Raw genomic sequence first — 26,772 nt, forward strand, 5'->3', positions numbered from 1 at the left:
GATTAACCCGAGTCACATACTCATGTATGCTCCTCGGGATTAATCACACTTGCCGTCTACCTACCACACGAACTATTTTGGGTATTAATTGATACTAATTGATATTAATTAAAAACCAATTTTAAGTGTGAGTACAACACTAAGGCAGTAGTGACTCTTGGTCTGCGCCTTCTTTCTCGACTTTCGCTTGCATCAAGTGCTCACGTTTCATACCCATTTTCAGTGCTAATGCAGAAGCCACGTAAATAGATGAAATAGTACCGATAGTTACACCGATTAACATAACCAGTGAGAAGCCTTCCAGCATCGCGCCACCGAACAGGTACAGCATCAGAACCACTAATAATGTGGTGGCTGATGTCATGATGGTACGGCTCAATGTTTGCGTCAAAGAGACGTTCATGATTTCGTACGGTGTACCACGACGAATTTTACGGAAGTTTTCACGGATACGGTCAGAAACAACGATACTGTCGTTCAGCGAGTAACCAATAACCGACATTAATGATGCTACGATGGTCATATCTATCTCAATATGGAATAGAGACAGAATCCCCAAGGTAATCACCACGTCATGGGCAAGAGACAATACAGCCCCCGCCGCCAAACGCCATTCAAAACGGAAACCAACGTAAATTAAGATACAGATAAGCGCCGTTAACAGAGCTAATGCCCCCGTTTGCGCCAATTCTGCACCGACACTCGGTCCCACGAATTCGATTCGTTTAACGGTAGCTTTATCATCCACGTTTTGGTTGATAACCGTAATAATCTCTTTGCCGACTTCTTGACCCGCAGTGCCTTCAATTGGCGGAAGACGGATCATGATGTCACGGCTGCTACCAAAGTTCTGAATCAATGGGTCTTTATGATCCGAGTTAGACAAGCTATCACGAATTTTATCCAAATCAGCAGGTTGGCTAAGGCTAATCTCAATAACCGTCCCCCCTGTGAAATCCAGACCCCAGTTAAAACCTTTTAGTCCGATAATGACAACCGATGCAACCAATAACAGAGCTGAAATCGTGAAGGCAACGTTGTCCCAGCGCATAAAGTCATAGACTTTACGGCCATAGTTCAATTGTTCAACAGTATAATCCTGTGCCACAACGTGCTCCTTAAATTGACAGCTTGTTAATACGTTTACCGCCGTACAGCAGGTTCACAATCGCACGTGTACCTACAATCGCTGTAAACATAGAGGTTGCGACACCAATCGCTGTCGTAATCGCAAAGCCTTTAATCGACCCTGTTCCCACTGCATATAGAATGATAGCGGTGATCAACGTCGTTAAGTTTGCATCGGTAATACTTGAGAAGGCGCCTTTGTAACCTTCATGAATCGCTTGCTGAACGGATCGCCCGTTCTTTAGCTCTTCTTTGATACGTTCGTTGATAAGTACGTTGGCATCGACCGCAACCGCAAGGGTTAGTACGATACCTGCAATACCTGGCATGGTGAGTGTTGCACCCGGCAACAGTGACATCACCCCCACGATTAACACCAAGTTCGCTAACAGCGCGCTACTCGCAATCAAACCAAATTTACGATAGTAGATAATCATAAACAGGATAGACGCTAACAGACCCGCGATACACGCCTTCAGACCTTGCTCGATATTTTGCATACCCAGTGTTGGACCAATAGTACGTTCTTCAACGATTTGGATTGGTGCAATCAACGCACCCGCACGTAATAATAATGAAAGCTGGCGAGCCTCATTACCATTATTGATACCAGTGATACGGAACTTGCTACCAAAACGTGCAGAAATACGTGCAGCATTGATAACTTTTTCATCTTTCACCAAGATTGAACGACCCGTCGCATCTTTTTTGCCGCTGTCTTTATATTCAACAAACAGCGTTGCCATCAGCTTGTCTTGGTTATCACGTGTAAAGTCAGACATGATAGAGCCACCAGAGCTATCAAGGCTGATGCTCACTTGTGGTGCACCGTTTTCATCGGCTTCAGAGGTGGAGTCAGTGATGTGGTCACCGGTTAAAATAACGCGTTTATACAGGACATACGGTGCCCCTTCACGGTCATATTTAACTTCGGAGTCACCTGGTACACGGCCACTTTCTGCGGCAGATGAATCCACGCTGGTATTCACAAGGCGGAATTCTAATGTAGCGGTTGCGCCTAAGATTTCTTTAGCGCGTGCTGTATCTTGAATACCCGGTAACTCAACCACAATGCGGTCTGCACCTTGGCGTTGAACTAAAGGTTCGGCAACACCTAATTGGTTTACACGGTTACGAATGATGGTAATGTTCTGAGAAACAGCATAGTTACGAGCTTCACGTAAGCGCTCGTCGGTCATTACAGCGATCATAGTGTTGTCGCTGCCATCACTAAACACGAGGTCTGGGTATTTGCGTGCCAGTGCTTTTTCTGCTTGGCTACGATCGTCAGCATTACGGAAGCGAACTTCGACGCTGTAATCATTGCCTTTACGAATAGAAGAGTACGCAATGCCTTCTTGACGCAGGTCACTACGCAAACCATCCATGTTTTGTTCCTGCAATTTACCTAATGCAGTGTCCATATCAACTTCCATCAGGAAGTGAACCCCACCACGCAGGTCAAGACCCAGCTTCATCGGCTCACCGCCGACAGCTTCGAGCCATTTAGGCGTCGCAGGTGCAAGGTTTAATGCAACAACATACTGGTCCCCCAGTGCATTCATGATGATTTCACGAGCACGTAACTGAACATCAGAGTTGTTGAAACGGGCTAAAATTGCCCCATTTTCCAGAGAGATAGACTTACTCTCAATTTTGTCATCTTGTAACGATTTTTGGACTTGGACCAGCGTTTGTTCATTGGCGGCGGTTCCCCGCACGCCAGTGATCTGAACAGCCGGATCCTCACCATATAGGTTTGGAAGCGCATAAAGCAGACCGATGAGGATCGCAACGATCAACATCAGATACTTCCACAAAGGATAACGGTTTAGCACGGCAGTTCCCTTCGGGAAAATCAGAATTAAATTGCTTTCATTGTGCCTTTAGGTAAAACAGCAGCAACGAAATCACGTTTGATGGTTACTTCAGTGTTCTCACTCAGTTCAAGAACAACATAACCTGTTTCAGACACTTTAGTAACACGTCCGATTAAACCGCCAGTTGTTAAAACTTCATCACCTTTCGTGATAGATTCCATCAATTTACGGTGTTCTTTCGCACGTTTTTGCTGTGGACGCAAAATCATGAAATAGAAGATCAGCGCGAAAACAACAAGCATGATAACCATAGTGTATGGGCTACCCTGCGCTGGTGCGCCTGCTGATGCCGCTGCTTCAGAAATAAAAAAACTCATTAAACTTTCCTCATTGTTTTATTGAAAGCAATTTTTAAGTACAGACTCTAACTAATTCAGTGCGTTTACCAAGCCAACTATGCTACACAGGTTAACGTGATTTCGCACTTAAATTCATTCGATATTTAACGAAGGTTCAGGTTTTCCAATCTTTTGATAGAAATCTTTCGCAAACTCTTCGAAATTACCGTCTTCAATGGCTTGTCGGATACCCGCCATTAAACGCTGATAGTAACGTAAATTATGGATGGTATTGAGCCTTGCACCAAGAATTTCATTACATCTATCAAGATGATGCAAATAGGCACGACTATAATGACGACAAGTATAGCAGTCACAATCCGCATCGAGCGTTGATGTGTCAGATTTATACTTCGCATTACGGATTTTTACCACGCCATTCGTGACAAATAAATGGCCGTTTCGTGCATTTCGTGTTGGCATCACACAGTCAAACATGTCGATACCACGACGAACGCCTTCCACTAAATCTTCCGGTTTACCGACCCCCATTAAATAACGCGGTTTTTCTGCCGGAATTTGTGGGCAAACATGCTCTAGAATACGGTGCATGTCTTCTTTCGGTTCGCCAACGGCAAGGCCGCCTACAGCGTAACCATCAAAGCCGATTTCCACCAGCCCCTTAACCGAAATATCACGTAAATCTTCGTAAACACTGCCTTGGATGATCCCAAACAGGGCATTTTTGTTGTTTAACTCGTCAAAACGTTGGCGGCTACGAGCAGCCCAACGCAGTGACATTTCCATTGAGGTCTTTGCATAATCCCAATCTGCTGGATATGGCGTACATTCGTCAAATATCATCACGATATCTGAACCGAGGTCGTACTGAATTTCCATCGATTTTTCAGGGCTTAAGAAAACTTTCTCACCGTTAATTGGGTTACGAAAATGTACGCCTTCTTCTTTAATCTTACGCATCGCGCCAAGACTAAAGACTTGGAAACCGCCTGAGTCCGTTAAAATCGGACCTTGCCATTGCATAAAATCATGGAGGTCACCATGCAATTTCATGATTTCTTGACCAGGACGTAACCACAAGTGGAAAGTATTGCCTAACAGGATTTGAGCACCCGTTTCTTTCACTTCTTCTGGGGTCATGCCTTTTACGGTACCGTAGGTGCCCACTGGCATAAATGCAGGGGTTTCAACCACACCGCGCTCAAACACTAAACGGCCGCGGCGTGCATTGCCATCGGTCGTTTGTAATTCATATTTCACGTTTGCCTCCAAACATCAGAAAAACAGTCTGATGTTATCGATAGTATTAATTTGCTAAGCAAGCAGCCGATGCCACCGCTTATTACTGATTATTCGCCAATTTTTTCGAATTTTGCATTCGCATTGGGGGTGATAAACATCGCATCACCATAGCTAAAGAAACGATATTGCTCAGCAACCGCTTCTTTGTACGCATTCATTGTATTTTTATAACCAGCAAATGCAGAAACCAACATAATTAATGTCGATTCTGGCAGATGGAAATTAGTGATTAATGCATCAATCACCTGATATTCATAACCTGGATAAATAAAAATTTGGGTATCATCAAAAAATGGAGCAATTAAGGCATCTTGGCTGGCTTTAGCTGCGCTTTCTAATGAACGAACGGACGTTGTTCCCACGGCAACAACACGGTTACCACGCGCTTTACACGCTAATACCGCATCAACCACATCTTGTGGCACTTCCGCATATTCGGAGTGCATGATGTGGTCTTCGATGGTATCAACACGAACAGGTTGAAACGTCCCCGCACCAACATGTAACGTGACAAATGCCATTTCGACACCTTTTTGGCGCAAAGCGTCAAGCAAAGGCTCATCAAAGTGTAGGCCCGCCGTTGGTGCTGCCACTGCACCCGGTTTTTCGCTATACACGGTTTGATAAAGCTCTTTATCCGCTTCTTCGTCAGGTCGGTCAATGTAAGGGGGCAATGGCATATGACCAATTTGGTTCAAAATGCTCAATACATCCCGTTCGTCATCAAAGCGCAGCTCAAATAAGGCGCCGTGACGTGCTACCATCGTGGCTTTGACGCTTTCATCTTCACCCAGCAGCAATTCAGCGCCTTCTTTCGGTGCTTTTGAAGCACGAACATGTGCTAATACACGGTGTTCGTCCAACATTCGTTCGATGAGAACTTCAATTTTGCCGCCACTAACTTTGCGACCAAACAACCTTGCGGGGATCACTCGAGTATTGTTGAATACCAGTAAATCTCCTTTCTCCAATTTTTCTAGGACATCCGTAAAAACACCATGCGTTAGCTGCCCCGATCCACCATCCAGACTCAATAAGCGGCAAGCGCTACGTTCAGCCTGTGGGTAATGGGCAATCAGTTCTTCAGGTAATTCAAAAGTAAAATCAGAAACACGCATTGTATTGACATCAATCTAAAAAAACAGGCAACTAGTCTAGTGCCGCACCGTCTTTGGCGCAAGAAATAAGCGCAAAATCGCACAAAAAACCACCATTATTTAACAAATATTTTGTTAGCAAAAAATTCTGTACGCTATTTATCCATTCGATGAATGAATTATTTCAATTTTACTTACCTTTCATGACAAATTAATTTCTATTATTTTTCATTACCCAGCTAAGGACTATATAATGTCCTATAGATTTCAAATCACAGGTAGGCAGCAAGTAATAACCAACTATGCTGTAGTTGAAAGGCTCTAAGACTTTGCTTTTCATCTCAAAACTAATACCTCATGAATTTCGAATTAGAGCAAGGCAGCAAGCAAATTGAGCCCTAGGAGCATACATAAGTATGTGACTAGGGTCGGTTTGCGCCGCTAACACCGCTATAATTTGAAAGGCATCAGGTATACTATAAAAGAATGAATTACTTAGCGCACTTACACCTAGCCCACCTCGCTGACAGCTCTCTGCTCGGCAACACAATGGCTGACTACGTTCGCGGCAACCCTGCGGGCCTTTACTCGCCTGAAGTTGTCTCTGGCATTATGATGCACCGCGCCGTTGATCGTATTACTGACACTCACCCTTTGGTCAAAGAGGCCAAGTTACTGTTTCGTGAGGAATATCGCCGTGTTGCACCAATTACATTGGATTTAGTGTGGGATCATTTTTTGTCTTTGCATTGGTCGACAATTGAGCCCACCACTTCACTGCCTGAATTCGTGCGTTATTGCCGAAATATTATCGAGCCCCAGCTTTGTCATACCCCTGAAAAGTTTCAGGAGTTAAATGAGTTTCTCTGGCCACAACAGTGGTTAATTCGTTATGCAGATAAAAACTATATTGGTAAATCCCTGAATGGAATGGCGAAAAGAAGACCAAGGCTAAGTGCGCTAAGCGGTTCATTTGATGACTTTTTATTGCAGTATGATGCGCTGGAAAATATTTTCTTTCAATTTTATCCACAAATGATGGCGAATGCGCTGCAACAAATTTTTGCACAAAGTGTCACAATACAGGCAAAGGAATAAATTAATGCTTGCACTTTGGCAGAATAAAACTATCTTATTGATATTAATTTATTAAATCTGTATAATTGATAGTTAAAACCTATCACAATAATTGGTTTAAATGTCTTTATTATCAAAAGATAATTTTTTATCCTTTTGGAAGTCTATGTCCGAAAATACACAAATTTTGTGAAATCTCTCGGACAAAAATCAAACTCATAGGAGTAAATTATGGTTCTGGTAACACGTCAAGCCCCTGACTTTACTGCTGCTGCTGTTTTAGGTAACGGTGAAATCGTTGAAAACTTCAACCTGAAAACCCACCTGAACGGCCGTCCAGCTGTGATCTTTTTCTGGCCAATGGACTTCACTTTCGTGTGTCCTTCAGAGCTGATCGCATTTGACCACCGCTATGAAGAATTCAAAAAACGCGGCGTAGAAATTGTTGGTGTTTCTTTTGACTCTGAGTTTGTTCATAACGCATGGCGTAAAACCCCTGTTGATAACGGCGGTATCGGTGAAGTTAAATACCCGATGGTTGCTGATATCAAACGCGAAATCATGAAAGCTTACGGTATTGAACACCCAGAAGCAGGTGTTGCACTGCGTGGTTCTTTCCTCGTAGACAAAAACGGTGTTGTTCGCCACCAAGTCGTTAACGACCTGCCATTAGGCCGTAACATCGACGAAATGCTGCGTATGGTTGACGCACTGCAATTCCACGAAGAGCACGGTGATGTTTGCCCAGCTCAGTGGGAAAAAGGAAAAGAAGGTATGAACGCATCTCCAAAAGGCGTTGCTGACTACCTGACCAAAAACTCTGCAAAACTGTAATCAATCGATTTAGTTTTTCGAAAGCGGGCTTATTGCCCGCTTTTTTCTTTTGTGCACCCCATCAATATTATTACTTCTCTGATTAGCAATATCCCTACCCAGTTAACACTTCTTAACTCAAATATTCAACACTCAACACTATTGTGTGTTATACATTAAAAACACAAATAATTAACAAATTATTCATATTATTGATTTGTGTTACATCAAACCTTACCTTAACTGGGAGTTACGAATGATCAGAACATCATTACGCCCTGCTGCATTATTACTTTCCTTATTATTTTCAAGCCAACTATTTGCTGCATCAGAACCCGCTGTTGAAGCCAAAAAAGGCATGGTCGTTTCATCCCAACATTTAGCCTCACAAATTGGCGCAGACATCTTGAAATCTGGCGGAAACGCCGTGGATGCTGCAGTGGCAGTTGGCTATGCCCAAGCTGTGGTTAATCCGTGTTGTGGCAATATTGGCGGTGGTGGCTTTATGACTATTCACTTAGCTGATGGCAAAGACCTATTCATCAATTTTAGAGAAACTGCCCCTGCCGCAGCAAACGCTGACATGTATCTCGATAAAGACGGTAAGTTAATCAAAGACGCAAGCTTATATGGCTACCTCGCTTCGGGTGTTCCAGGTACCGTTAAAGGCCTTGATTATGCATTAGAAAAATACGGCACGATGAGCCGCCAACAAGTGATGGAGCCAGCAATTAAGCTCGCCAGAGAAGGCTTTACCTTAACACGTGCAGATACGGATGTACTGGATACAACCACCGAGCGCTTTAAGCAAGATCCTGAAGTTGCACGTATATTCTTAAAACCTGACGGTAGCGCATTCCAACCCGGTGATTTATTGGTGCAAACCGATTTAGCCAATACCCTTGAAAAAATTGCTAAAAATGGGCCATCCGCTTTCTATGAAGGGGAAATACCGAAAGTTGTCGAGGAAGCGTCAAAGAAAAATGGCGGTATACTCACCGCGAAAGATTTTGCCGATTTTACTATCACGGACACAGCACCAGTTAGCTGTACCTATAGAGGCTATCAATTTATTTCTGCACCACCGCCAAGCTCTGGTGGTGTCACTATCTGCCAAACCTTAAATATTTTAGAGGGTTATGACCTTAAAGAGATGGGCTTTAATTCTGCTGAGTATATTCATACCCTAACCGAGGCTATGCGCCACGCTTATATGGACCGAAATACGTTTCTTGGCGACCCTGAGTTTGTGGATAACCCAACCGAAAAATTGTTAAGTAAAGCCTACGCTGAAGAGCTGCGCAAAGAAATCAAGCCAAACCAAGCAACACCTTCAACACAAGTTCAGCCAGGGATGGGGCCTCATGAAAAGCCAGAAACAACCCATTACTCGGTTGTTGATGAAAAAGGAAATGCCGTTTCAACCACTTACACGATCAATGGTCGATTTGGTTCCGTGGTTATCCCACCGGGAACAGGTTTCTTTCTTAATGATGAAATGGATGATTTCACCACAAAAGTTGGAGAGAAAAACCTTTATGGCTTAGTACAAGGCGAACGAAATTCTATCGCGCCCGGTAAACGCCCACTCTCATCAATGAGCCCAACCATTGTCACCAAAGATGGCAAGGTGTTCTTAGTACTGGGCTCCCCAGGGGGTTCACGTATTATTTCTATCACATTGCAAACTGCATTAAACATTATTGACCACGGAATGCCACCACAAGAAGCGGTCAATGCACCTCGTATTCATCACCAATGGCTACCTGATGAGGTGTATTACGAAGAGCGCGGTGTATCAAAAGACAGCTTAGCCCTTCTCGATAAGATGGGTTATAAGATGGTTGAACAGACGCCTTGGGGTGCTGCTGAGCTAATTATGGTTGCTATTCCTGATGGTGCGGGCGTCAGTGCCAAGTCATCAGGTAATGACTCTGCCGTTTCAGGCAAAGTCCGCGAAGGCTTTATTTACGGCGCTAATGATGTTCGCCGACCAGCAGGTAGCGCCGTCGGCGTGGATTAATTTAGCGTAATAAAAAAGGGAGCCAATCGGCTCCCTTTTGTTCGACCATTCAGATAATTAAGCTTGCTTATGCTGCACTGATGGTGACACCACTTTGTCACAGACAATCGCGACAGCTAAGACAATAAGCGTTGGCAGTACCCAGACTAAATCTTGTTTATACAATGGCATCGCCGTCATCCACTCAGGGATATAGACCTTCAAATGATCGGACGCTTTCACTGCACCGATTAAGCCTACCACAAAGCTGACTAGCATTGTTGGCGCAACCACCACTGTTGGGTTCTTCCACCATTTCAATGTAAAGCTCATTAATATCAAGACAATACAAGGTGGATAAATTGAAACTAACACAGGTAATGAGAAGGCGATTAACTTACTTAAACCTAAGTTTGAGATAACCATGGAGAAAACCCCTAAGATCAGCACAAGCTTACGGTAAGAAATTGGCACATAGCGGCTAAAGAACTCAGCGCAAGCACAAGTCAAGCCAACGGCCGTCACCATACAAGCCACAAAAATCAATACCGCAAGGAAGAAGCTACCGTAACCACCAAATGTATATTGAACATAAGTGTGCAGGATATCCGCACCATCTTCTGGATTCGGGATCAATGAACCGCTATTTTCGCCCAGTTTGAACAGGGATAAATACACCAGCGTCAACAGTACCCCTGCAATCAAACCAGCCCACATGGTGTAGCGAGTGAGCAATGATGAGTTTTCGATGCCCCGTGAACGAGCTGCATTCACGATAACAATACCAAACACCATCGCCCCGAGGGTATCCATTGTGAGGTAGCCGTTAATAAAGCCATTTGAGAAGGCCATATCGCGGTATTCCACCGTTGAAGGAATTGGGTCACCTGCTGGCCACATTACGGCTGCAACACCTAAAATAGCCAGTGCGAGCATTTTAACGGGTGCCAAAATGTGCCCAACGCTATCCAGCAATTTACCCGGATATAGTGAAATACCAATCACTAGCACAAAGTAAACCACGCTATAGATAAGCAGTAACATGTCAGACTCGCCACCAAATAACGGGGCGATGCCCACTTTATACGATACGGTTGCGGTTCTAGGCGTTGCGAATAATGGGCCAACAGATAAGTAAGCGACAACCGCGAGCAGTAAACCCGCAGTTTTCCCCACAGGTGTGCTCAGGGCTTCAATTCCGCCCCCGACTTTCGCCAATGCAATAACGGTTAATACGGGTAGACCCACACCTGTGACTAAAAAGCCAAGTGCCGCGGTCCAAACTTGTTCCCCTGCCTGTAAGCCAACCATCGGAGGGAAAATGATATTTCCTGCCCCGACAAATAACGCAAAGGTCATAAAACCTAATGCGATGATATCTCTTGATGATAAACGATGAGCCATATTATGTTAATTTTTAGTAGCGGAAATAGAAAATTACGGGTATGCACCTAGCAACCCTTTGAAATATATATAGCGAGATAGAATTCTGATAAACATACTGTTAACAATATAAAAAAGTATGCCTGCTTGCCGATGACAAAACGAAAAATCAAAAAACAGAAAAAATCGCCAATAACTGACAACAAGTAGAACTTTTATAGGGCAAAAAGGCAATAGCAAACCCGAAAACAAGAGGAAATAACTAAACTAATTTTCAGAACCAGTGATTCCTTTCAGGAAAATCCCAATACTCGTTATATGATTTGTTTGAAAATTAATCAACTCATCATTTTATCATTCATTTTTTTTGATAACAGGTAGGATATATTATTTTAAAATCATTGATTGGTGGGATAATATAAAAAATCAATGCATTAGCAGAATTAATACGTAAATATGGAAATATAAACCACTTCATTAATAAATTGATTTTATTAATGAAGTGGGTTTATTTAAGCTTTTTTAAGCTTTTTTAAGCTTTTTATCATCAACGATTAGTACAGGCGGCAAGGTAAATGAGAACTCACTCCCTTTCCCCACTTGGCTAGTGACCACCAGCTGGCTGCTATGATGCTGAACCGCATGTTTCACAATCGCTAATCCCAGTCCAGTACCACCGCCACCTTGGCGTGAGCGCGCTTTGTCCACACGGTAAAAACGCTCAGTTAAGCGAGGAAGATGTTCTGATGGTATTCCAGGTCCATTATCCTTCACACTAAACCGCGCGCCATTACTGGTTCTTTGCCAATCAACACAAATTTTTGTGCCTTCTGGCGTATGATTAATGGCGTTATACACTAAGTTCGCCACCGCACTGCGCAGTTGCTCTTCATTGCCATGTACCCGCAGTGATTCATCGATGTTAAACTCAAATTGCTGGCGGCCTTGGCTTAAGCTTAACGCCTCTTGCTCAATCATTTTGAGGATCACTGGAATGTTCACCTGCTCATCAAGGTTGATTTGCGGGGCAATTTCGATGCGGGATAACTGCAAAAGCTGTTTAACTAAATTGTCCATTCGATGAGCTTGCTCTTGCATCACATTCAGCGCTTTTTTATTGACAGCAGGCATACCTTCTTGGTCATCCATCACCTCAAGATATCCCTGAATAACGGTAAGTGGCGTGCGTAGTTCATGACTCACATTGGCAAAAAAATCCCTACGCGCTTTCTCCAACCGACGTTTTTCAGTGACATCTCGCGCCACCATCAATAACTGCCCTTCCGTATAAGGCAAAATACGAAACTCAACGATTTCCCCACTATTAAGCTCAATGGTTAATGCATGGTCATAGTTTTTGATTGAAAAATAGCGGCTAAAGTCAGGGTAACGTAATAGATTGAAAATATGTTGACCGTTATCTTCTGGCCAGCGAAAACCTAATAACGCCTGCGCATGACGGTTACACCAGAAAATATTGCCCTCAGTAGTCATCATTACGACCGCATCAGGTAAGGATTCAGCGCCACTGCGAAAGCGCTTAATCAGTTGCCCTAATTCGCGGCGGCGTTTACGGTTACGTTGCTGCATCTGGTAAATACCGTAAAATATCGGCTCCCAGCCCCCTCGTCCCTCAGGTGGTAACATGCTTTTATCCAGCCAAAGCCAATAAGACAATTTCAGCAAGTTATACGCATGCCACACTAAGGCGGCCAGTAAAGAAACCACTAGCAGCCAAGGTAAGTGCCCGATAAAAACGGACAAAATCAGCGCGGGTAAGATAAATAAAAACAGCCCCCAAATCAGCTGTTTAATCGATAGGCGTTCAAGCACGCATGTCTCTCCCTAGTGTGTCGTTAATAACGAACAGAGAAACGGTAACCCGTACCGCGTACTGTTTGCACCATTTTATCATGACCTTCCGTTTCTAGCGCCTTTCTTAAACGCCGAATGTGCACATCCACCGTTCTGTCTTCAACATAAACGTTCGCGCCCCACACATAATTCAAAAGCTGTTCACGGCTATAAACACGCTCAGGGTGCGTCATGAAGAAATGCAGAAGCTTATATTCCGTTGGCCCCATATCAATTGGGGTTTCATTACTGGTTACACGATGAGAGGTTGGGTCTAAGGTTAACCCATTCATTTCGATGATATCTTCCGTCGACATTGGAGAGATACGACGGAGAATCGCTTTAACACGAGCGATTAATTCTTTCGGGGAAAATGGCTTAATCAAATAATCATCCGCACCGACCTCAAGGCCTTTCACGCGGTCTTCTTCTTCCCCACGAGCCGTTAGCATCATCACAGGGACATCCCGGGTGGCGCTATCACGCTTCATATGTTTAATCACTTGGAGCCCTGAACCACCGGGGATCATCCAATCTAATAACACCAAATCGGGTAGAGGGTCGACTAACTGTGCAATTGCGCTGTCATAATCATCAGCTTCAATCGGCTGGAAACCATTCTGTTCTAATACAAAACAAACCATTTCTCGGATGGGCGCTTCATCTTCAACCACTAGAATGCGTCTTGCCATGATTGTTCCTGTAAATAAGAAGACATTGTTAATGTGAACGCATTATGCGTCACTTTTATGACAGAATTATGAATGTCTATTCGCAAATCAAATATTTCTCCTTATATTAGCGGGTAAATGTCATCTAAGTGAAATAATTCCGCCATAACACGAGAAAAACACGAGGTTTTGATAGGATAAGGTATACTGAATGGCAGTAATTTATGCCCTTTATCGAAGACAGGAACTGATGGCTCATGCGCATTATTCACACCTCTGACTGGCATCTTGGCCAATACTTTTTTACCAAAAGCCGTGCGCCTGAGCACCAATACTTTTTAAATTGGCTAGTAAACCAAGTTGAAGTTCATCACGTTGATGCTGTCATTGTGGCAGGGGATATTTTCGATACTGGGTCGCCCCCGAGCTATGCCCGCGAGTTATATAATAAATTTATTGTCGATTTGCAAAAAACCGGTTGCCAGTTGGTCATTTTGAGCGGAAACCACGACTCCGTCTCTGTTCTGAATGAATCAAGCTCACTATTAAGCTACCTCAATACCCAAGTGGTCACCTCTGGCAGTGAGCCGAATGTTATCAATCTACACAATAAGCAAGCGCAACCCATTGGCCTCGTATGTGCAATTCCTTTTTTACGTCCTCGGGATATCCAACTCAGTATTGCAGGGCAAAGTATTGAAGAAAAACAACTTTCACTCCAAACTGCCATTCATGACCATTACCAAGCCAGCTACCAACTTGCCCTTGAGCAACGGGCAATGCTCGGCGTGGATATCCCAATTATTGCCACTGGGCATTTAACGGTAATTGGCGCGGAACTCACAGACTCCGTGCGCGATATTTATATCGGCACATTAGAAGCCTTCCCTTCAGGAGCATTTCCCCCAGCGGATTATATTGCGCTTGGCCATATTCATCGCCCTCAAGTGATTGGTGGAAAACAACATATTCGCTATTGCGGCTCCCCTATTGCCCTCAGTTTTGATGAAACCACCCAACAAAAAAGCGTCTGTTTAGTTGAGTTTACAGGCAGCGAATTAAGCGAAATCACCCCGTTAGCGATCCCTATTTTTCAGCCTTTAGAGACGATTAAAGGCTCATTAAAAGAAATAGAGCAACAACTTAGTGTATGGCAGGACTACCAAGGCGAAAATGTAGTTTGGTTAGATATCGAAGTCGCGTCTCAAGACTATCTGGCTGATATTCAACAGCGCATTGAAACACTCACGCAGAACCTTCCCGTTGAAGTCGTGTTACTGCGCCGTGCAAGAAAACAAAAACAAGGGCAAAGCCTTGCGTTAGCGAATGAAACCCTGAATGAACTTACCGTAGAAGAGGTTTTCCTACGCCGCCTGAGTGAAGAAACCCTTGAAGACCCTGAACGTGAACAGCGCCTAACCCAACTTTTCCAACAGTCCTATGACGCATTACGCCACGAGCAAGGGTAATTGATATGAAAATCTTAAGCTTACGCCTAAAAAACATTAACTCTCTCAAAGGTGAATGGAAAATCGACTTTACGCAAGAGCCGTTTGCCAGTCAGGGATTATTTGCCATCACGGGTGCTACAGGGGCAGGAAAAACCACCTTATTGGATGCCATTTGCCTCGCGTTATATCACCGTACACCACGGTTAGATTCAATTTCCGCAAGCCAAAATGAGCTGATGACCCGCCACACAGGTGACTGCCTTGCTGAAGTGGAATTTGAAGTCAAAGGTACAGCCTATCGCGCATTTTGGAGCCAACGCCGCGCGGGGAATAAACCCGATGGCAATTTGCAATCACCAAAAGCCGAGCTTGCCCTAGTGGCTGATGGCAAAATCATTACTGTTAAGGTCTCTGAAATTCGCGACCAAATTGCCAAAATTACAGGGTTAGATTTCGGTCGTTTTACAAAATCAATTTTGTTATCACAAGGGGATTTTGCGGCTTTTTTAAATGCCTCAGAAAAAGAACGTGCAGATCTGCTTGAAGAAATTACAGGCACAGAAATTTATAGCCAAATCTCCAAATATATTTTTAATCAGCACAAGCAGGCAAAAACGGATTTAGACCTGCTAAAAGCCAGAGCACAGAGCATTAATTTACTCACAGAATCAGAACACCAAGAGCTTATAGAGCAACAAAGCACGCTACAAAAACAAGAAACTGAAATAAAGCAAAAGCGTGTGCAACATCAACACGAGCTCAATTGGTGGCAACAACACCGCCAGCTTACCCAGCGCCTACAATTACTTGATAATGAGCTAAAGAATACCCAGCTTGAATACCAAGCGGCGCAACCTCAACTGAAAAAATTATCTGATGGCGAACCTGCGGAATCCCTACGCCCTCTATGGCAAAACATTGAGCGCCTACAACAGCAACTCACTGAATACACAGAAAAACAACAACAGTTGCACCTCAAGCTGGAAAAGCAGAAGGCCGAGAGAACGCCACTTAATACAAAACTCATTCAATCGCAGGATGATTACCGAAAACACATTGATTTTATAAAACAACAAAACCAACTGATTGACGAAACTGTTCGCCCCCTCGATAACCAAATTTTGCAGTTAATGCAGCAGCAAAATGAATTAAAACAACAGATTTCTGAAAAGCAGGCGGCTTTTGAACAAAAACAGCAATGGGTGAATGAAACACAAAACCAGATCCAGCAGGCTAATCAGAAACTTCATCAGCTGAATGTTTTCTTAGAAGAAAAGCAAAAAGATGCACAGATTAGTGCTCAAATAGGGGGCTGGAAGCAGCAAGGGCGCTTTATTTTTGAACTGACAGACAAGCTCAATAGTCTGTCACAGAAACAAAAAAATCACTCAAACACCATTGAGCAACTGCAAGCGGATAAACAACTACGCACAACAGAACTCACACAAACTAGCTCTGCTTTAGAAAAGCACACTCTCACGTTTAAACAGCAAGAACAACAATACAAAAAAAATCAAGAAAAATACGATATTCATGTTGTTAATCAACAAATTGAACAGCTACAAACACGTTTGCAGCATGCCAAACTCTTGCCATTAATTTTGTTCCAGTACCTTAGTGCACAAACCCAATTGCAGCAATTCAACCAACAATACACTGATTTGCAACAACAGAGCGCCCAAACACAAAAAGAGCGCGAACTGGCTGAATCTCAAATCAATGAGTTATCGCCACGTATTAAACTTACCAATGAAAAGTTCCAATTAGAACAGAAAATCGTCAGTTTGGAACAAGAGCGCCAGCAACTCGTTTCAGGGAAACCCTGCCCATTATGCGGTTCAACTGAGCACCCAGCCGTACAGGCATATCGATCCATTCAATTGAGCGAAACACAGCAACAGCTCATTCAATTAACCGAGCAACTAGATCACCTTAAACAGCAACAGGCAAGACTAACCACGCTATCCGAGACACAACAACTGCGCCAAAAAGAACAAGCGCAACAATTACAGCAAGCTACTACACACCTAGATAGCTTAAATCACAATTGGAAAATAACATGTGAGCAAGCACTTACACCTGAATTAGCACTGAACGAGCAAGCCGCTACTGAGTTTATCAATGAGCTCACCGCTAAGCTCACAAAACAACAAAAAATCATCAATGAATTTACGACATTAGAACGTGAATACCAGCAGGCTAGGCAGTTACAGCATGAGCAGCAAACACATCTAAATCAACAACAAGCGGGCCTTTCACTCGTTGAAGAGCGCTTAAAATACCAGACCCAATTATTTGATGAGTCACAAAAAGAGCTGGCTCAGTTGCTGCAACGTAAAAATGAACAAACGGAGCAACTTCAAACGATTTTAGCCCCTTTTGAACTGGCATTGCCTGAAAGTGAAAACTTTGATGAATGGGTGAGTGACATCACTCAACGTGGTGAATTTTACAATACTCAAAAAACAACAGCACAAGCCCTAAGCCAAAAAATCGAGGTATCGAGTGCCTCGCTTAAATCTGAATTAGAACAATTAAACCAACTTAATCAGCAGCTTGAGAAAGAAAAAAAGCAGTTTCAGCAGGCAAGTATTACCCTTGAACAAAAAACAACTGAGCGAAAAACACTGCTTTCAGGGTTGTCTGTCTCTCAATTTATTCAACAGCTTAACACTCAACAAGAGGCACTTTCGCAAGCCCAAGAACAGCTTAGCAAGCAGCTTAATGAAACTGATAAAACGATTGCCTCACTGACTGGTAGCTTGCAAGAAATCATCGAAGCAATTAATAAAGCCACATTCGAACATCAACAAGTGCAAGGTCAATTTAACGATGCACTGGCAAAAAGCCCATTTAACACACAACAAACTTTCCTTGAGGCATTACTAACTCTAGAGGAAAAACAGCAATTAGAAGTGTTAAAACAAGGAGTAAGCCAAAAGCTACTACAAAGTGAGACTCGCCATCAAGAAGGCTTACAATCACTCGAAGCCCTTAATCAGCAACGAGCCACAGGCTTCTCGTCACTTTCTGAAGCACAATTACATGAAGTCGTCACCGCCCTCGACGAAGAAATCAAACAGCACAACCAGCAGCAAGGGCAGATTATTAATCGGTTAGATACCGATAAACAACAGCGCCACCAGCAACAGGATTTACTGCAAGAAATAGAAAAAAGCCAACTCAGTTACGATGATTGGAGTTATTTAAACGCTTTAATTGGCTCTGCTGAAGGGGACAAATTCCGCCGCTATGCACAGGGCCTAACTCTAGATTGTTTGGTGACGTTAGCCAACCAACAGCTCGATAAACTGCATGGCCGCTATATATTACAACGTAGCCATCAAGCTAACTTAGAGTTGCAAGTTATCGATAGCTGGCAGGCAGACTCAGTTAGGGATATCAAAACGTTATCTGGAGGGGAAAGCTTCCTCGTCAGTTTAGCGTTAGCACTGGCACTTTCTGACATGGTCAGCAACCGCACACAACTAGAGTCACTATTTTTAGATGAAGGATTTGGCACTTTGGATGCCGAAACGCTAGATATTGCCCTTGATGCCCTTGAGAGCCTGAATGCATCAGGGAAAATGATTGGCGTTATCAGCCATGTGGAAGCAATGAAAGAACGCATCCCAGTGCAAATTAATGTGAAAAAAGCCAATGGGCTAGGTTTTAGCGAGCTTCCAACTCAATATCGACTCAATTAATCAAGAGGCTGGAGAGGAATAAACCACTTCCTCTCCACAACATTAAGCACTTAGATCGCGTCTAATGCGAGTTCTAATGCATGTTTTAGGTCGTTCACATTCTCAATACCAATAGATAAACGCACTAAGTTACCACTGATCCCAATTTTCTCACGTACCGCCTGTGCAACACCTGAATGCGTTGTCGACGCTGGGTGACTAGCCAATGATTCCGTCCCCCCCAAACTCACCGCAAGTTTAAAAATCGCAAGGTTATCTAAAAAACGAAACGCATCTGCTTCGTTATTTCCGACATTAATGGAGAAAGTGGAACCTGCACCGGTACATTGCTTTTGATAAACTTGGTATTCCACACTGTCTTTCGGAAAAAATGCAGGGAAATGCACTTTGCTCACTTTTGGGTGCTGGTGTAAAAACTCCGCCAATGTTTGAGCGCTGTCATTAGCCCGTTCCATCCGCAACTGTAGCGTCTCCAAAGAGCGCCCTAACATCCAACTTGAATGTGGGTCTAATTGCGTTCCAATGGCATTACGTTGTGCTTTCACTTTTTTCACCAACTCATGGCTGCCAGCAACCGCTCCAGCCACTAAGTCTGAATGCCCACCCACATATTTAGTTAGTGAGTACACACTTAAATCTGCACCTAAGGCGAGTGGTTTTTGAAATACAGGGCCCAACAACGTATTGTCACAAATCAGTAATGGCGCTTCCCCACCTTGTTTTTGCCCAATTTGTTTCGCTGCTTGGCTCAGTAATTCAATATCAACCAATGTATTTAACGGGTTTGACGGCGTTTCAATATAAATTGCTGCAATTTTTTGACCCTGTTCGACACTATTTGCCACATCTAAGACAACCGCTAAATCACAGCCATTTTGAAAAGGTACTGACGTAATACCAAAGCGCTTTAACGTATTGAGAAACAAGGTTTCTGTTCCGCCATAAAGGGGTTGTGAATGCAGCAATACATCCCCAGGTTGCAACACGGCCATCAAACACGTGGTGATTGCTGACATACCCGATGAAAACAAGGCGGCTCTCTGTGCCCCTTCATACAGGGCCAATCTATCTTCAACAATTTCACTATTTGGGTGATTAAACCGAGAATAGACAAGCCCCTGTTTCTGGCCACTTGGTGCTTCTGTGCGCCCACTCACTAAATTAAAGAAGTCTTTTCCTTCCTGAGCTGTTTTAAAAACAAACGTTGATGTCAGAAAAACGGGAGGCTTAATCGACCCCTCTGAAAGCTGTGGGTTATACCCATAGCTCATCATTAAAGTTTCAGGCGATAATGCCTTTCCATTTAAGTCCTTTTTGTAACTTTGATCTGACATATTTGGCTCCAACTGATTTTTTTATCAATGTCAATTTGTTCTATTCGTTATAGGATATTACTGTTATTTATTATTTGCGCATATTCCGCAGGGTAAAATCTGCGTGTTACCGCTAAATGTGAACGTAAACGGCCTTTAATCACATTTTTTCCTAAATTGGTAAATAATGGATTGAGAGGATCGCTATCAGGCCCTAAAGCTTGCTGTGCTAAATAACTTGGTAATGTTAATAATGGTACTTCATCAGCAAAAACACTTGGGGTAATAAAATAAGCAATAGAATAACGGGAATCGCTATTTTTCTTTCTTACGACTTGGTGAACATTCGCCCGTAAATAGCCGTTCGTCGCTAATTCAAAGACCTCACCAATATTCACCACAAATGCATTTTCCAGCGGCGCAACGTCTATCCAGCCATTATCTGTTTCGACTTGCAAACCACCGCTATTGTCTTGCCATAATAAGGTCAAAATACCCGCATCTTTATGAGCACCAACCCCTTGCTCTCCATCGCCATTGTCTTCTCTCGCCGGATAATGAATAAGTTTCAATAAATGCTGAGCTGGCTCAGCAATAATATGCTCAAAACTATTTTCAGGGAGATCTAAGGCCACCAAGAAGGCTTTGATCAGTTTCACCGCGATAGTACGCATGTCACTTTGCCACACAAGCGCTTGTTCTTTTAGTGCTGGCAAGGCCTGTGGCCATTGGTTTGGTCCATGTAAGTTAAACCAAATAGGATCATTATCGGTCAGTTCGAGTGCTGGTAATTCTTCACCAATATCAATTTGTTCACGGTAGTCAGGTTGATTTCGGGTGCTTTCTTCTGTTGAAGCAGTATAACCACGGAAATGGCGTGAATGTGCCATAGAAATGGTTTCTTTTTCTGCCTTTGGTAAGGCAAAAAATTGTTTTGTCGTGGTCAACAACTGTTCACGAGATTCAGGTGTAATACGATGACCTACTAAATAAAAAAAACCGATTTCACGAGCAATAAAACGCAGTTTTTTATAAAAGTCATCTCTGGTTTCAGGGTTATCGAGTTCACTTAAATCAATAATAGGCAATTGTGTTAAAGACATAATTAATCAACCTTTAAATTATTTTTCAGATAGTGAAGATTTTTCACGTTTATATTTAATGCTTGATTAGATACCACAATAAATATTGCTAAAAATAATTTTAAACTATATCGATATAACAATTTCGAATGAGACTACGTGTATTTTTTGTATATAACTAAAATCTTAGAGGGTAAATAAAATATTATTTATAAAAAGTCATTTTTGTTTGATTAGATATCTCCAACAAAAAATGATGAGAGATACTCAAATGAAAAAAATACCTGCATTATTATTAGCTTTGTCATTTTCTACGCTAACTGCTTGTTCACAAGAGGAAAATTCAACAGAGAAATCAAAACAACAAGGGCCAGCATCGCAAAAAATTATTATTGGCAGCCATGGCAGTGATGCCGATATCTGGAAATTCATTGCACAATCTCCAAGTGCGAAAGAGGCAAATTTAGATATTGATGTCAAAATCATTGATGATGGAATCACGCTTAATGTGGCAACGATTGATGGGGATGTTGATGTCAATGCTTTTCAGTCATGGGGATTTCTAAAAGACTTTAATAAAAGTCATAATAATAAATTGGCGGCAATCTCCACCACTTATTTTGAACCGATGGGCGTTTATTCGGTAAAACATAAAAACCTTGCAGATTTACCTAAGCAAGCCATTGTGGCCATACCTAATGATGCAGCTAACCACATACGTGCGCTTAAATTACTTGAAAAGGCCCAATTAATTACATTAAAGCCTGACTTTAACCAAGCAACTGGGTCAACCAACGATATTATTGCCAACCCAAAAGATTTGGTCTTTAGGCAAATAAAATATGCTCATGGCCCAAGGGCTTTACCCGATGTCGATATCGCCGTTATTGGCAACACCGCGGCACAAGAAGGTGGACTTAATGTATTAACCGACTCTTTATTTAGAGAACAAAATGACGACACTATCAAAAACAACATTAATTTATTAGTCGTAAAAGCAGATAATAAAGATGACCCTAAATTTGCTAAATTAGCCCAGCTGTACCACACTGAAACTGTCAGGAAATACATCATTGATAACTTTGGTGGGACTAAAATTGAAATCACCAAAGAGGTCAATGAACTCGATTAAGTAAAACGGGTTATCATTCTTGTCTAGCGGGATTACGCCCCCCGCTAGACCCTTTAACTGGTACATCCATCGTCCCTTAATACCCTCAATTTTTTTCTATCCATTTTATGCATAATGGCCTATTTTGAATAATCAAAAACTAAAAACCACAAACAAACAATAATAACCAATTGAATTTATTGATTATTTAAAAAAATCAATCTTAGCGTAAAATTTTGAACCTTACGGTTAAATTTTTTTTCTATGATTTTAACTTTCCACCGCTATAGTAGTAACTATTGAAACGAACTGCGGCTTCTAAGATAGATTCTATAAAATGCCGTGCGCTAATGAAGATCTAGGAGACTAAAATGTCTAATGCATTTATCGAAATGATTAAAAATCGTCGTACTATTTATAACCTCGGCGATGCTTTACCTGCATCTGAAGAACACGTAACGAAATTAATTAAAGAAGCTGTAAAACATTCACCATCGTCATTTAACTCACAAACCTCACGAGTGGTCATTTTGTTTGGTGCTGAACATAAGAAATTATGGAATATGACCAAAGAAGCGCTGCGCAAAATCGTACCTGAGCACGCTTTTGCTGCTACAGAACAAAAGATTGATAGTTTTGCCGCAGGTGCAGGTTCTATTTTGTTTTTTGAAGACCAAGACATTGTAAAAGGTTTGCAAGAGCAATTCCCTTTATATGCAGATAACTTCCCAATTTGGTCAGAGCAAGCAAGTGGTATTGCACAATTTGCCGTGTGGACTGCATTATCTCAAGAAAATATCGGTGCTTCATTACAACACTACAATCCATTAGTGGATAATGATGTACAAAAAACGTGGAACATTCCTGCAAATTGGATATTACGCGCTCAAATGGTATTTGGTTCAATTAATGAACCTGCGGGTGATAAAGCCTTTATGGATGATGATGTACGTTTCAAAGTTTTCAAATAAAATGAAACATTAAAATTTCAAAAGAAATACCCCTATAAAACTCTTTATAGGGGTATTTTTATTTTAACCATTACCCAAACTCTCCTATAAAATAAATCATCACTAACGATGACTTTCATTTAAAAAATAAAATCATAAAATACGTTATTATTTAAAATTTATTTAACGTAACAAAAGATTCAAAAAACATATTTGACAATAAAATTTAACTTAAATAAAAAGATAATTTCACACCCACCTTATTTGTTATTAATTCATAAAATTTAATGATTAATAATCAATCGAATGATATATGCATTAAATAAAAATTGATGTTTATCAATGAACTAAACCTCTCCAACACTAAAATATAAGTATATTTTCAGAATTTAGTTTGCATTACCAATAATTGAACTACACTAAAAGAGAAGGCACAGAACACTGTTATCAGTGTTATTCTGGAGGTGGACTATGAAACGTTTATCTTTACTGACATCTGTAGTTGCTATAATCATTTCAAGTTGTTCTTTCACCTATGCAAGTAATAATTCATCAGGAGGGACAATCACATTTACCGGTTCAGTCTACGAACCGCAATGTGTTATAAACGCCAATAACCAAGAACGAGTCAATGTTATGTGCTACCGAAAAGGAAAAGACATTTCAATCACAGGCTCTTTAAAGAATGGCAAAAAAATAGAATCTGAGTACGTCAAAGTTGAATACGATAAGTTTAGTAAATTACCTATGTTGAATGTGTTTTATGAATAGTTTATTAATCATCAAAAATCAATAACCGCTCGACGTGTTTAGTGTGTTACTAGTTAAATGCGCCGAGCGTTATTTATTTACCATCGAAATACCTCCCCCATCCGCCTTTTGTCATTTTTTGGGTATAAAAAAGCCCACCCAATAGGGCAGGCTCACAATAACTTCAATAGAAATTGAAATGATTACTTAGCTGTTAAATCTACTTGGTAGATAGCAAAGCCAATTTCATCAGTGCCCACTTTTTTCATTGGATACTGTGCATTTTCTTTAATAAAGTTAGCTGCTTTTTCACTTGGTGCGGTTTCAAAGCGAACATCCAGTTTTTTGTCTGTCTTAATCGGTGTAAATGACCAGTTGTTTGCCGCTTTAGTCGAAATTTCACCTTTTTCTTTAGACACTTTAGCAATATAAGCCGCTAAAATTGAACGGTTTTCATCTGGAGAAGCAAATGCAACATTGCTATCACCTGTCCCTGCGAATTTACCGCCGTAACCACGGTAGTTGTTGGTTGCCACTAAGAAGGTTGCTTTCGGATCAATCGGTTTACCTTGGTAAGTGACGTTTTTGATTCGGTTAGCATCTTTATTCACAGTTTGGCAATCAACATCATACTTCGCTGGCTGGGTCAGGTCGATTTGATAATCCACACCACTAATTGTATCGAAGTTATAGGTTCTGAAACCACTCCAATTCAGCAAGCTCTGTGGCGCCGTTGATTGCGGGTCGATTTGGTTATACATCCCCGCAGAACATTCTAACCACTCAACCACATCCGCGCCCGTTGCTTTAACGACAACCAATGTGTTTGGATACAGGTAAAGGTCCGCCGCATTACGGAACGTTAAATCACCTTTTTCAACTTCAATAAATTCTGTTGGTGAGTTCTTACGACCACCCGCTTTAAACGGTGCTGCCGCGGCTAATACTGGTAAATCAGCCAGATCAGGGTCACCTTGAATGAAGTTTTTGGTGTAATCGATTTGCGCATCATTAACAATTTGTACCGTAGGATCACTTTGTACCAGTGCTAAGAAGCTGTACATATTTTCAGAGGCTTTACCAATATGTTTACCCACAAACTTACGGGTATCTTGGTGCTCTTTTTCGATGATTTTCGCTAAGTCGCCATCACGTTCAACAAGGGCTTTTTTGTTTGGCTTGTCATAAACAGGACGTGCGTGCGCCGTTGCATCAACCACTTTCCATGCACCATCGTCATTGTTAACCACTAAATCGACAACGCCTAAGTGGTCACCCCATTGACCAGGCATGACGGCAGGAACGCCATTGACGGTTCCTTTCGCAATATCAACACCTTTGATATCACTAAAGTCTTTGCTTGGGAATACACCGTGTGAGTGGCCAAACATGATTGCATCAATCCCCGGAACTTCACTGAGGTAATACACGGAGTTTTCAGCCATTGCTTTGTATGGTTCTTGAGAGAAACCTGAGTGAGGAATAGCAACAACTAAGTCTGCCCCCTCTTTTTTCATTTGCGGTACAAATTTTTTCGCCGTTTCAGTAATGTCGTTAACTAAGACTTTACCTTCTAAATTTGGTTTATCCCAAATGAGAATTTGTGGTGGAACGAAACCGATGTAACCCACTTTAATTGTGTGTGTTTTTCCGTCTCTATCTTTAACTGGGGTATCAACAATAATGTATGGGTTGAAGTAGTTTTTACCCGTTTTTGCATCAATAATATTGGCATTGATGTACGGGAATTTTGCACCTTCAATGGCTTTATGCAGGAAATCTAATCCAAAGTTGAACTCATGGTTACCAAAGTTACCTACAGTATAACCCATTGTATTCAATAACTTATGCGCTGGGTGAGATTCACCCTCTTTTAAGCCTTCACCGACGATATAATCAGCCAGTGGGCTACCTTGGATTAAGTCTCCATTATCCACTAATACAGAGTTGGTCGCTTCTTGCTTCGCGGCTTTAATTAAAGTCGCAGTACGCACATAACCAAATTGTTCTGTTGGTTTATCTCTATAATAGTCGAAGTCTACAAGGTTACTGTGGACATCGGATGTTTCCATGACACGTAAATCAACCGTTGCTGCGTTCGCATTAAATGCGACTAACATAGCAAGTGTTGAGAGTTTCAATACTTTATTCATGTTATTCCCCTAAGTTGCCTTTATTGAGAGAAAATCGCCTCTCGAATTCGCACGCACACCTTATGCTACTGAACAAATAACCAACAAAAATGGCATTAAAATTTTACACAATGTGCATGACGTCAATCTTTAATGATAATACACTGCAAACAGTAACCATTTTTTGTGACTAAATCACGGTTTTCATCTTTTTATTAAGCCTGATTTTTATATCTGTCACAAAAATGAATTATTCATGACAAATTCACGCCAAATAACTGAAATTATTTTTTTCGTGCTTTGTGAATAATTTTCGTAGGAAAAAAAGAATTGTGATTTACATCACTTAGCATTAGGAAATTTATTTAACTCAAATTTTTTGTTTTATAAATATACTTATTGTTTTATTTTTAATTAATATAAATTTAATTTAAGCAATAAAAGATGTTTATTTAAACATGAAAACTAAAATTCTATTTTTTATTACATGCGCACCTTTTTCTAAATAATTCGAGTTGTGGCAAGGCAGCAAAATGAAGACATCCCTAGGAGCATACAAAAGTATGTGACTAGGGTGGCTGAATGAAGCCAACGCAGCCACAGCTTGAAGTATGACGAAAAAAGGAGTTGCTGAGCAACTACACCGCCACAACGTAGGTAAGAACTAAGAGAGATCCCTATTATTTTCTAACTAGTTATCCATTACATACACACTTTTTTCTAAATAATTCGAGTTGTGGCAAGGCAGCAAAATGAAGACATCCCTAGGA

19 protein-coding genes are annotated in these 26,772 nt (G+C 41.7%); 8 read left to right on the forward strand and 11 right to left on the reverse strand.

Annotated elements, in window-relative coordinates; all coding sequences use genetic code 11:
- Positions 1 to 139: 139 nt before the first annotated feature.
- From secF to queA, 5 genes are all read right to left on the reverse strand, one after another.
- Entirely contained in the window at positions 140 to 1,108 is a 969-nt protein-coding gene (gene secF / locus ABWP91_RS19175; RefSeq protein WP_353244600.1) for a protein translocase subunit SecF, read from the reverse strand.
- Between the two features lie 10 nt (positions 1,109 to 1,118).
- Positions 1,119 to 2,966 carry a protein translocase subunit SecD gene (gene secD / locus ABWP91_RS19180; RefSeq protein WP_353244601.1) on the reverse strand — a complete coding sequence of 616 codons (1,848 nt, stop codon included), beginning with the start codon at positions 2,964 to 2,966 and terminating at the stop codon, positions 1,119 to 1,121.
- A 26-nt stretch (positions 2,967 to 2,992) separates the two neighbouring features.
- Complete coding sequence (gene yajC, locus ABWP91_RS19185; RefSeq protein WP_004905542.1) at positions 2,993 to 3,325, reverse strand: preprotein translocase subunit YajC; 333 nt, start codon at positions 3,323 to 3,325, stop codon at positions 2,993 to 2,995.
- Between the two features lie 114 nt (positions 3,326 to 3,439).
- Positions 3,440 to 4,567, reverse strand: a complete 1,128-nt coding sequence (gene tgt, locus ABWP91_RS19190) for a tRNA guanosine(34) transglycosylase Tgt (RefSeq protein ID WP_219245724.1) — start codon at positions 4,565 to 4,567, stop codon at positions 3,440 to 3,442.
- An 89-nt stretch (positions 4,568 to 4,656) separates the two neighbouring features.
- Positions 4,657 to 5,727: a tRNA preQ1(34) S-adenosylmethionine ribosyltransferase-isomerase QueA gene (gene queA / locus ABWP91_RS19195; RefSeq protein WP_353244602.1), complete on the reverse strand. Its 1,071-nt coding sequence runs from the start codon at positions 5,725 to 5,727 to the stop codon at positions 4,657 to 4,659.
- A gap of 465 nt (positions 5,728 to 6,192) precedes the next feature.
- Here queA and ABWP91_RS19200 point away from each other — a divergent pair, with 465 nt between their 5' ends.
- The 3 genes from ABWP91_RS19200 (at position 6,193) to ggt (ending at position 9,619) form a co-directional block, all read left to right on the forward strand.
- Positions 6,193 to 6,804, forward strand: a complete 612-nt coding sequence (locus ABWP91_RS19200; protein ID WP_353244603.1) for an acyl carrier protein phosphodiesterase — start codon at positions 6,193 to 6,195, stop codon at positions 6,802 to 6,804.
- Positions 6,805 to 7,014: 210 nt separating this feature from the next.
- Positions 7,015 to 7,617 (forward strand): peroxiredoxin C, encoded by a 603-nt coding sequence (locus ABWP91_RS19205; RefSeq protein WP_219245721.1) that lies wholly within the window; start codon positions 7,015 to 7,017, stop codon positions 7,615 to 7,617.
- 235 nt (positions 7,618 to 7,852) lie between these two features.
- Positions 7,853 to 9,619 (forward strand): gamma-glutamyltransferase, encoded by a 1,767-nt coding sequence (ggt, locus tag ABWP91_RS19210; protein WP_353244604.1) that lies wholly within the window; start codon positions 7,853 to 7,855, stop codon positions 9,617 to 9,619.
- A gap of 57 nt (positions 9,620 to 9,676) precedes the next feature.
- Here ggt and brnQ read toward each other — a convergent pair whose 3' ends face one another.
- The 3 genes from brnQ to phoB all read right to left on the reverse strand — a co-directional run bounded on the left by brnQ (position 9,677) and on the right by phoB (position 13,527).
- A complete protein-coding gene (gene brnQ, locus ABWP91_RS19215) occupies positions 9,677 to 11,002 on the reverse strand; it encodes a branched-chain amino acid transport system II carrier protein (protein ID WP_353244605.1) in 1,326 nt (441 codons plus the stop codon).
- A gap of 501 nt (positions 11,003 to 11,503) precedes the next feature.
- Positions 11,504 to 12,814, reverse strand: a complete 1,311-nt coding sequence (phoR, locus tag ABWP91_RS19220) for a phosphate regulon sensor histidine kinase PhoR (RefSeq protein WP_353244606.1) — start codon at positions 12,812 to 12,814, stop codon at positions 11,504 to 11,506.
- Between the two features lie 23 nt (positions 12,815 to 12,837).
- On the reverse strand, positions 12,838 to 13,527 hold the full coding sequence (phoB, locus tag ABWP91_RS19225) for a phosphate regulon transcriptional regulator PhoB (protein ID WP_219245717.1): 690 nt from the start codon (positions 13,525 to 13,527) through the stop codon (positions 12,838 to 12,840).
- A gap of 236 nt (positions 13,528 to 13,763) precedes the next feature.
- Here phoB and sbcD point away from each other — a divergent pair, with 236 nt between their 5' ends.
- Both sbcD and ABWP91_RS19235 read left to right on the forward strand, forming a co-directional pair.
- A complete protein-coding gene (sbcD, locus tag ABWP91_RS19230; RefSeq protein WP_353244607.1) occupies positions 13,764 to 14,975 on the forward strand; it encodes an exonuclease subunit SbcD in 1,212 nt (403 codons plus the stop codon).
- Positions 14,976 to 14,980: 5 nt separating this feature from the next.
- Positions 14,981 to 18,664, forward strand: coding sequence for an SbcC/MukB-like Walker B domain-containing protein (locus tag ABWP91_RS19235; protein WP_353244608.1), 3,684 nt, complete (start codon positions 14,981 to 14,983; stop codon positions 18,662 to 18,664).
- A gap of 50 nt (positions 18,665 to 18,714) precedes the next feature.
- Here ABWP91_RS19235 and ABWP91_RS19240 read toward each other — a convergent pair whose 3' ends face one another.
- A complete protein-coding gene (locus tag ABWP91_RS19240; protein ID WP_353244609.1) occupies positions 18,715 to 19,998 on the reverse strand; it encodes a cystathionine gamma-synthase family protein in 1,284 nt (427 codons plus the stop codon).
- A 47-nt stretch (positions 19,999 to 20,045) separates the two neighbouring features.
- Positions 20,046 to 21,080: an isopenicillin N synthase family dioxygenase gene (locus ABWP91_RS19245; protein WP_353244610.1), complete on the reverse strand. Its 1,035-nt coding sequence runs from the start codon at positions 21,078 to 21,080 to the stop codon at positions 20,046 to 20,048.
- Between the two features lie 250 nt (positions 21,081 to 21,330).
- Between ABWP91_RS19245 and ABWP91_RS19250 the strand changes: the two genes are divergently transcribed.
- The 3 genes from ABWP91_RS19250 (at position 21,331) to ABWP91_RS19260 (ending at position 23,891) form a co-directional block, all read left to right on the forward strand.
- Positions 21,331 to 22,191 (forward strand): MetQ/NlpA family ABC transporter substrate-binding protein, encoded by an 861-nt coding sequence (locus ABWP91_RS19250; RefSeq protein ID WP_353244611.1) that lies wholly within the window; start codon positions 21,331 to 21,333, stop codon positions 22,189 to 22,191.
- A 350-nt stretch (positions 22,192 to 22,541) separates the two neighbouring features.
- Positions 22,542 to 23,141, forward strand: a complete 600-nt coding sequence (locus ABWP91_RS19255) for a nitroreductase family protein (protein WP_353244612.1) — start codon at positions 22,542 to 22,544, stop codon at positions 23,139 to 23,141.
- Between the two features lie 450 nt (positions 23,142 to 23,591).
- Positions 23,592 to 23,891, forward strand: a complete 300-nt coding sequence (locus tag ABWP91_RS19260; RefSeq protein WP_353244613.1) for a YmdA family protein — start codon at positions 23,592 to 23,594, stop codon at positions 23,889 to 23,891.
- A 182-nt stretch (positions 23,892 to 24,073) separates the two neighbouring features.
- On the opposite strand, the gene ABWP91_RS19265 is transcribed toward ABWP91_RS19260, so the two are convergent.
- Positions 24,074 to 26,023 carry a bifunctional 2',3'-cyclic-nucleotide 2'-phosphodiesterase/3'-nucleotidase gene (locus ABWP91_RS19265; RefSeq protein ID WP_353244614.1) on the reverse strand — a complete coding sequence of 650 codons (1,950 nt, stop codon included), beginning with the start codon at positions 26,021 to 26,023 and terminating at the stop codon, positions 24,074 to 24,076.
- Positions 26,024 to 26,772: the final 749 nt, after the last annotated feature.

This window comes from Providencia sp. (assembly GCF_040396775.1).
Lineage (GTDB): Bacteria > Pseudomonadota > Gammaproteobacteria > Enterobacterales > Enterobacteriaceae > Providencia.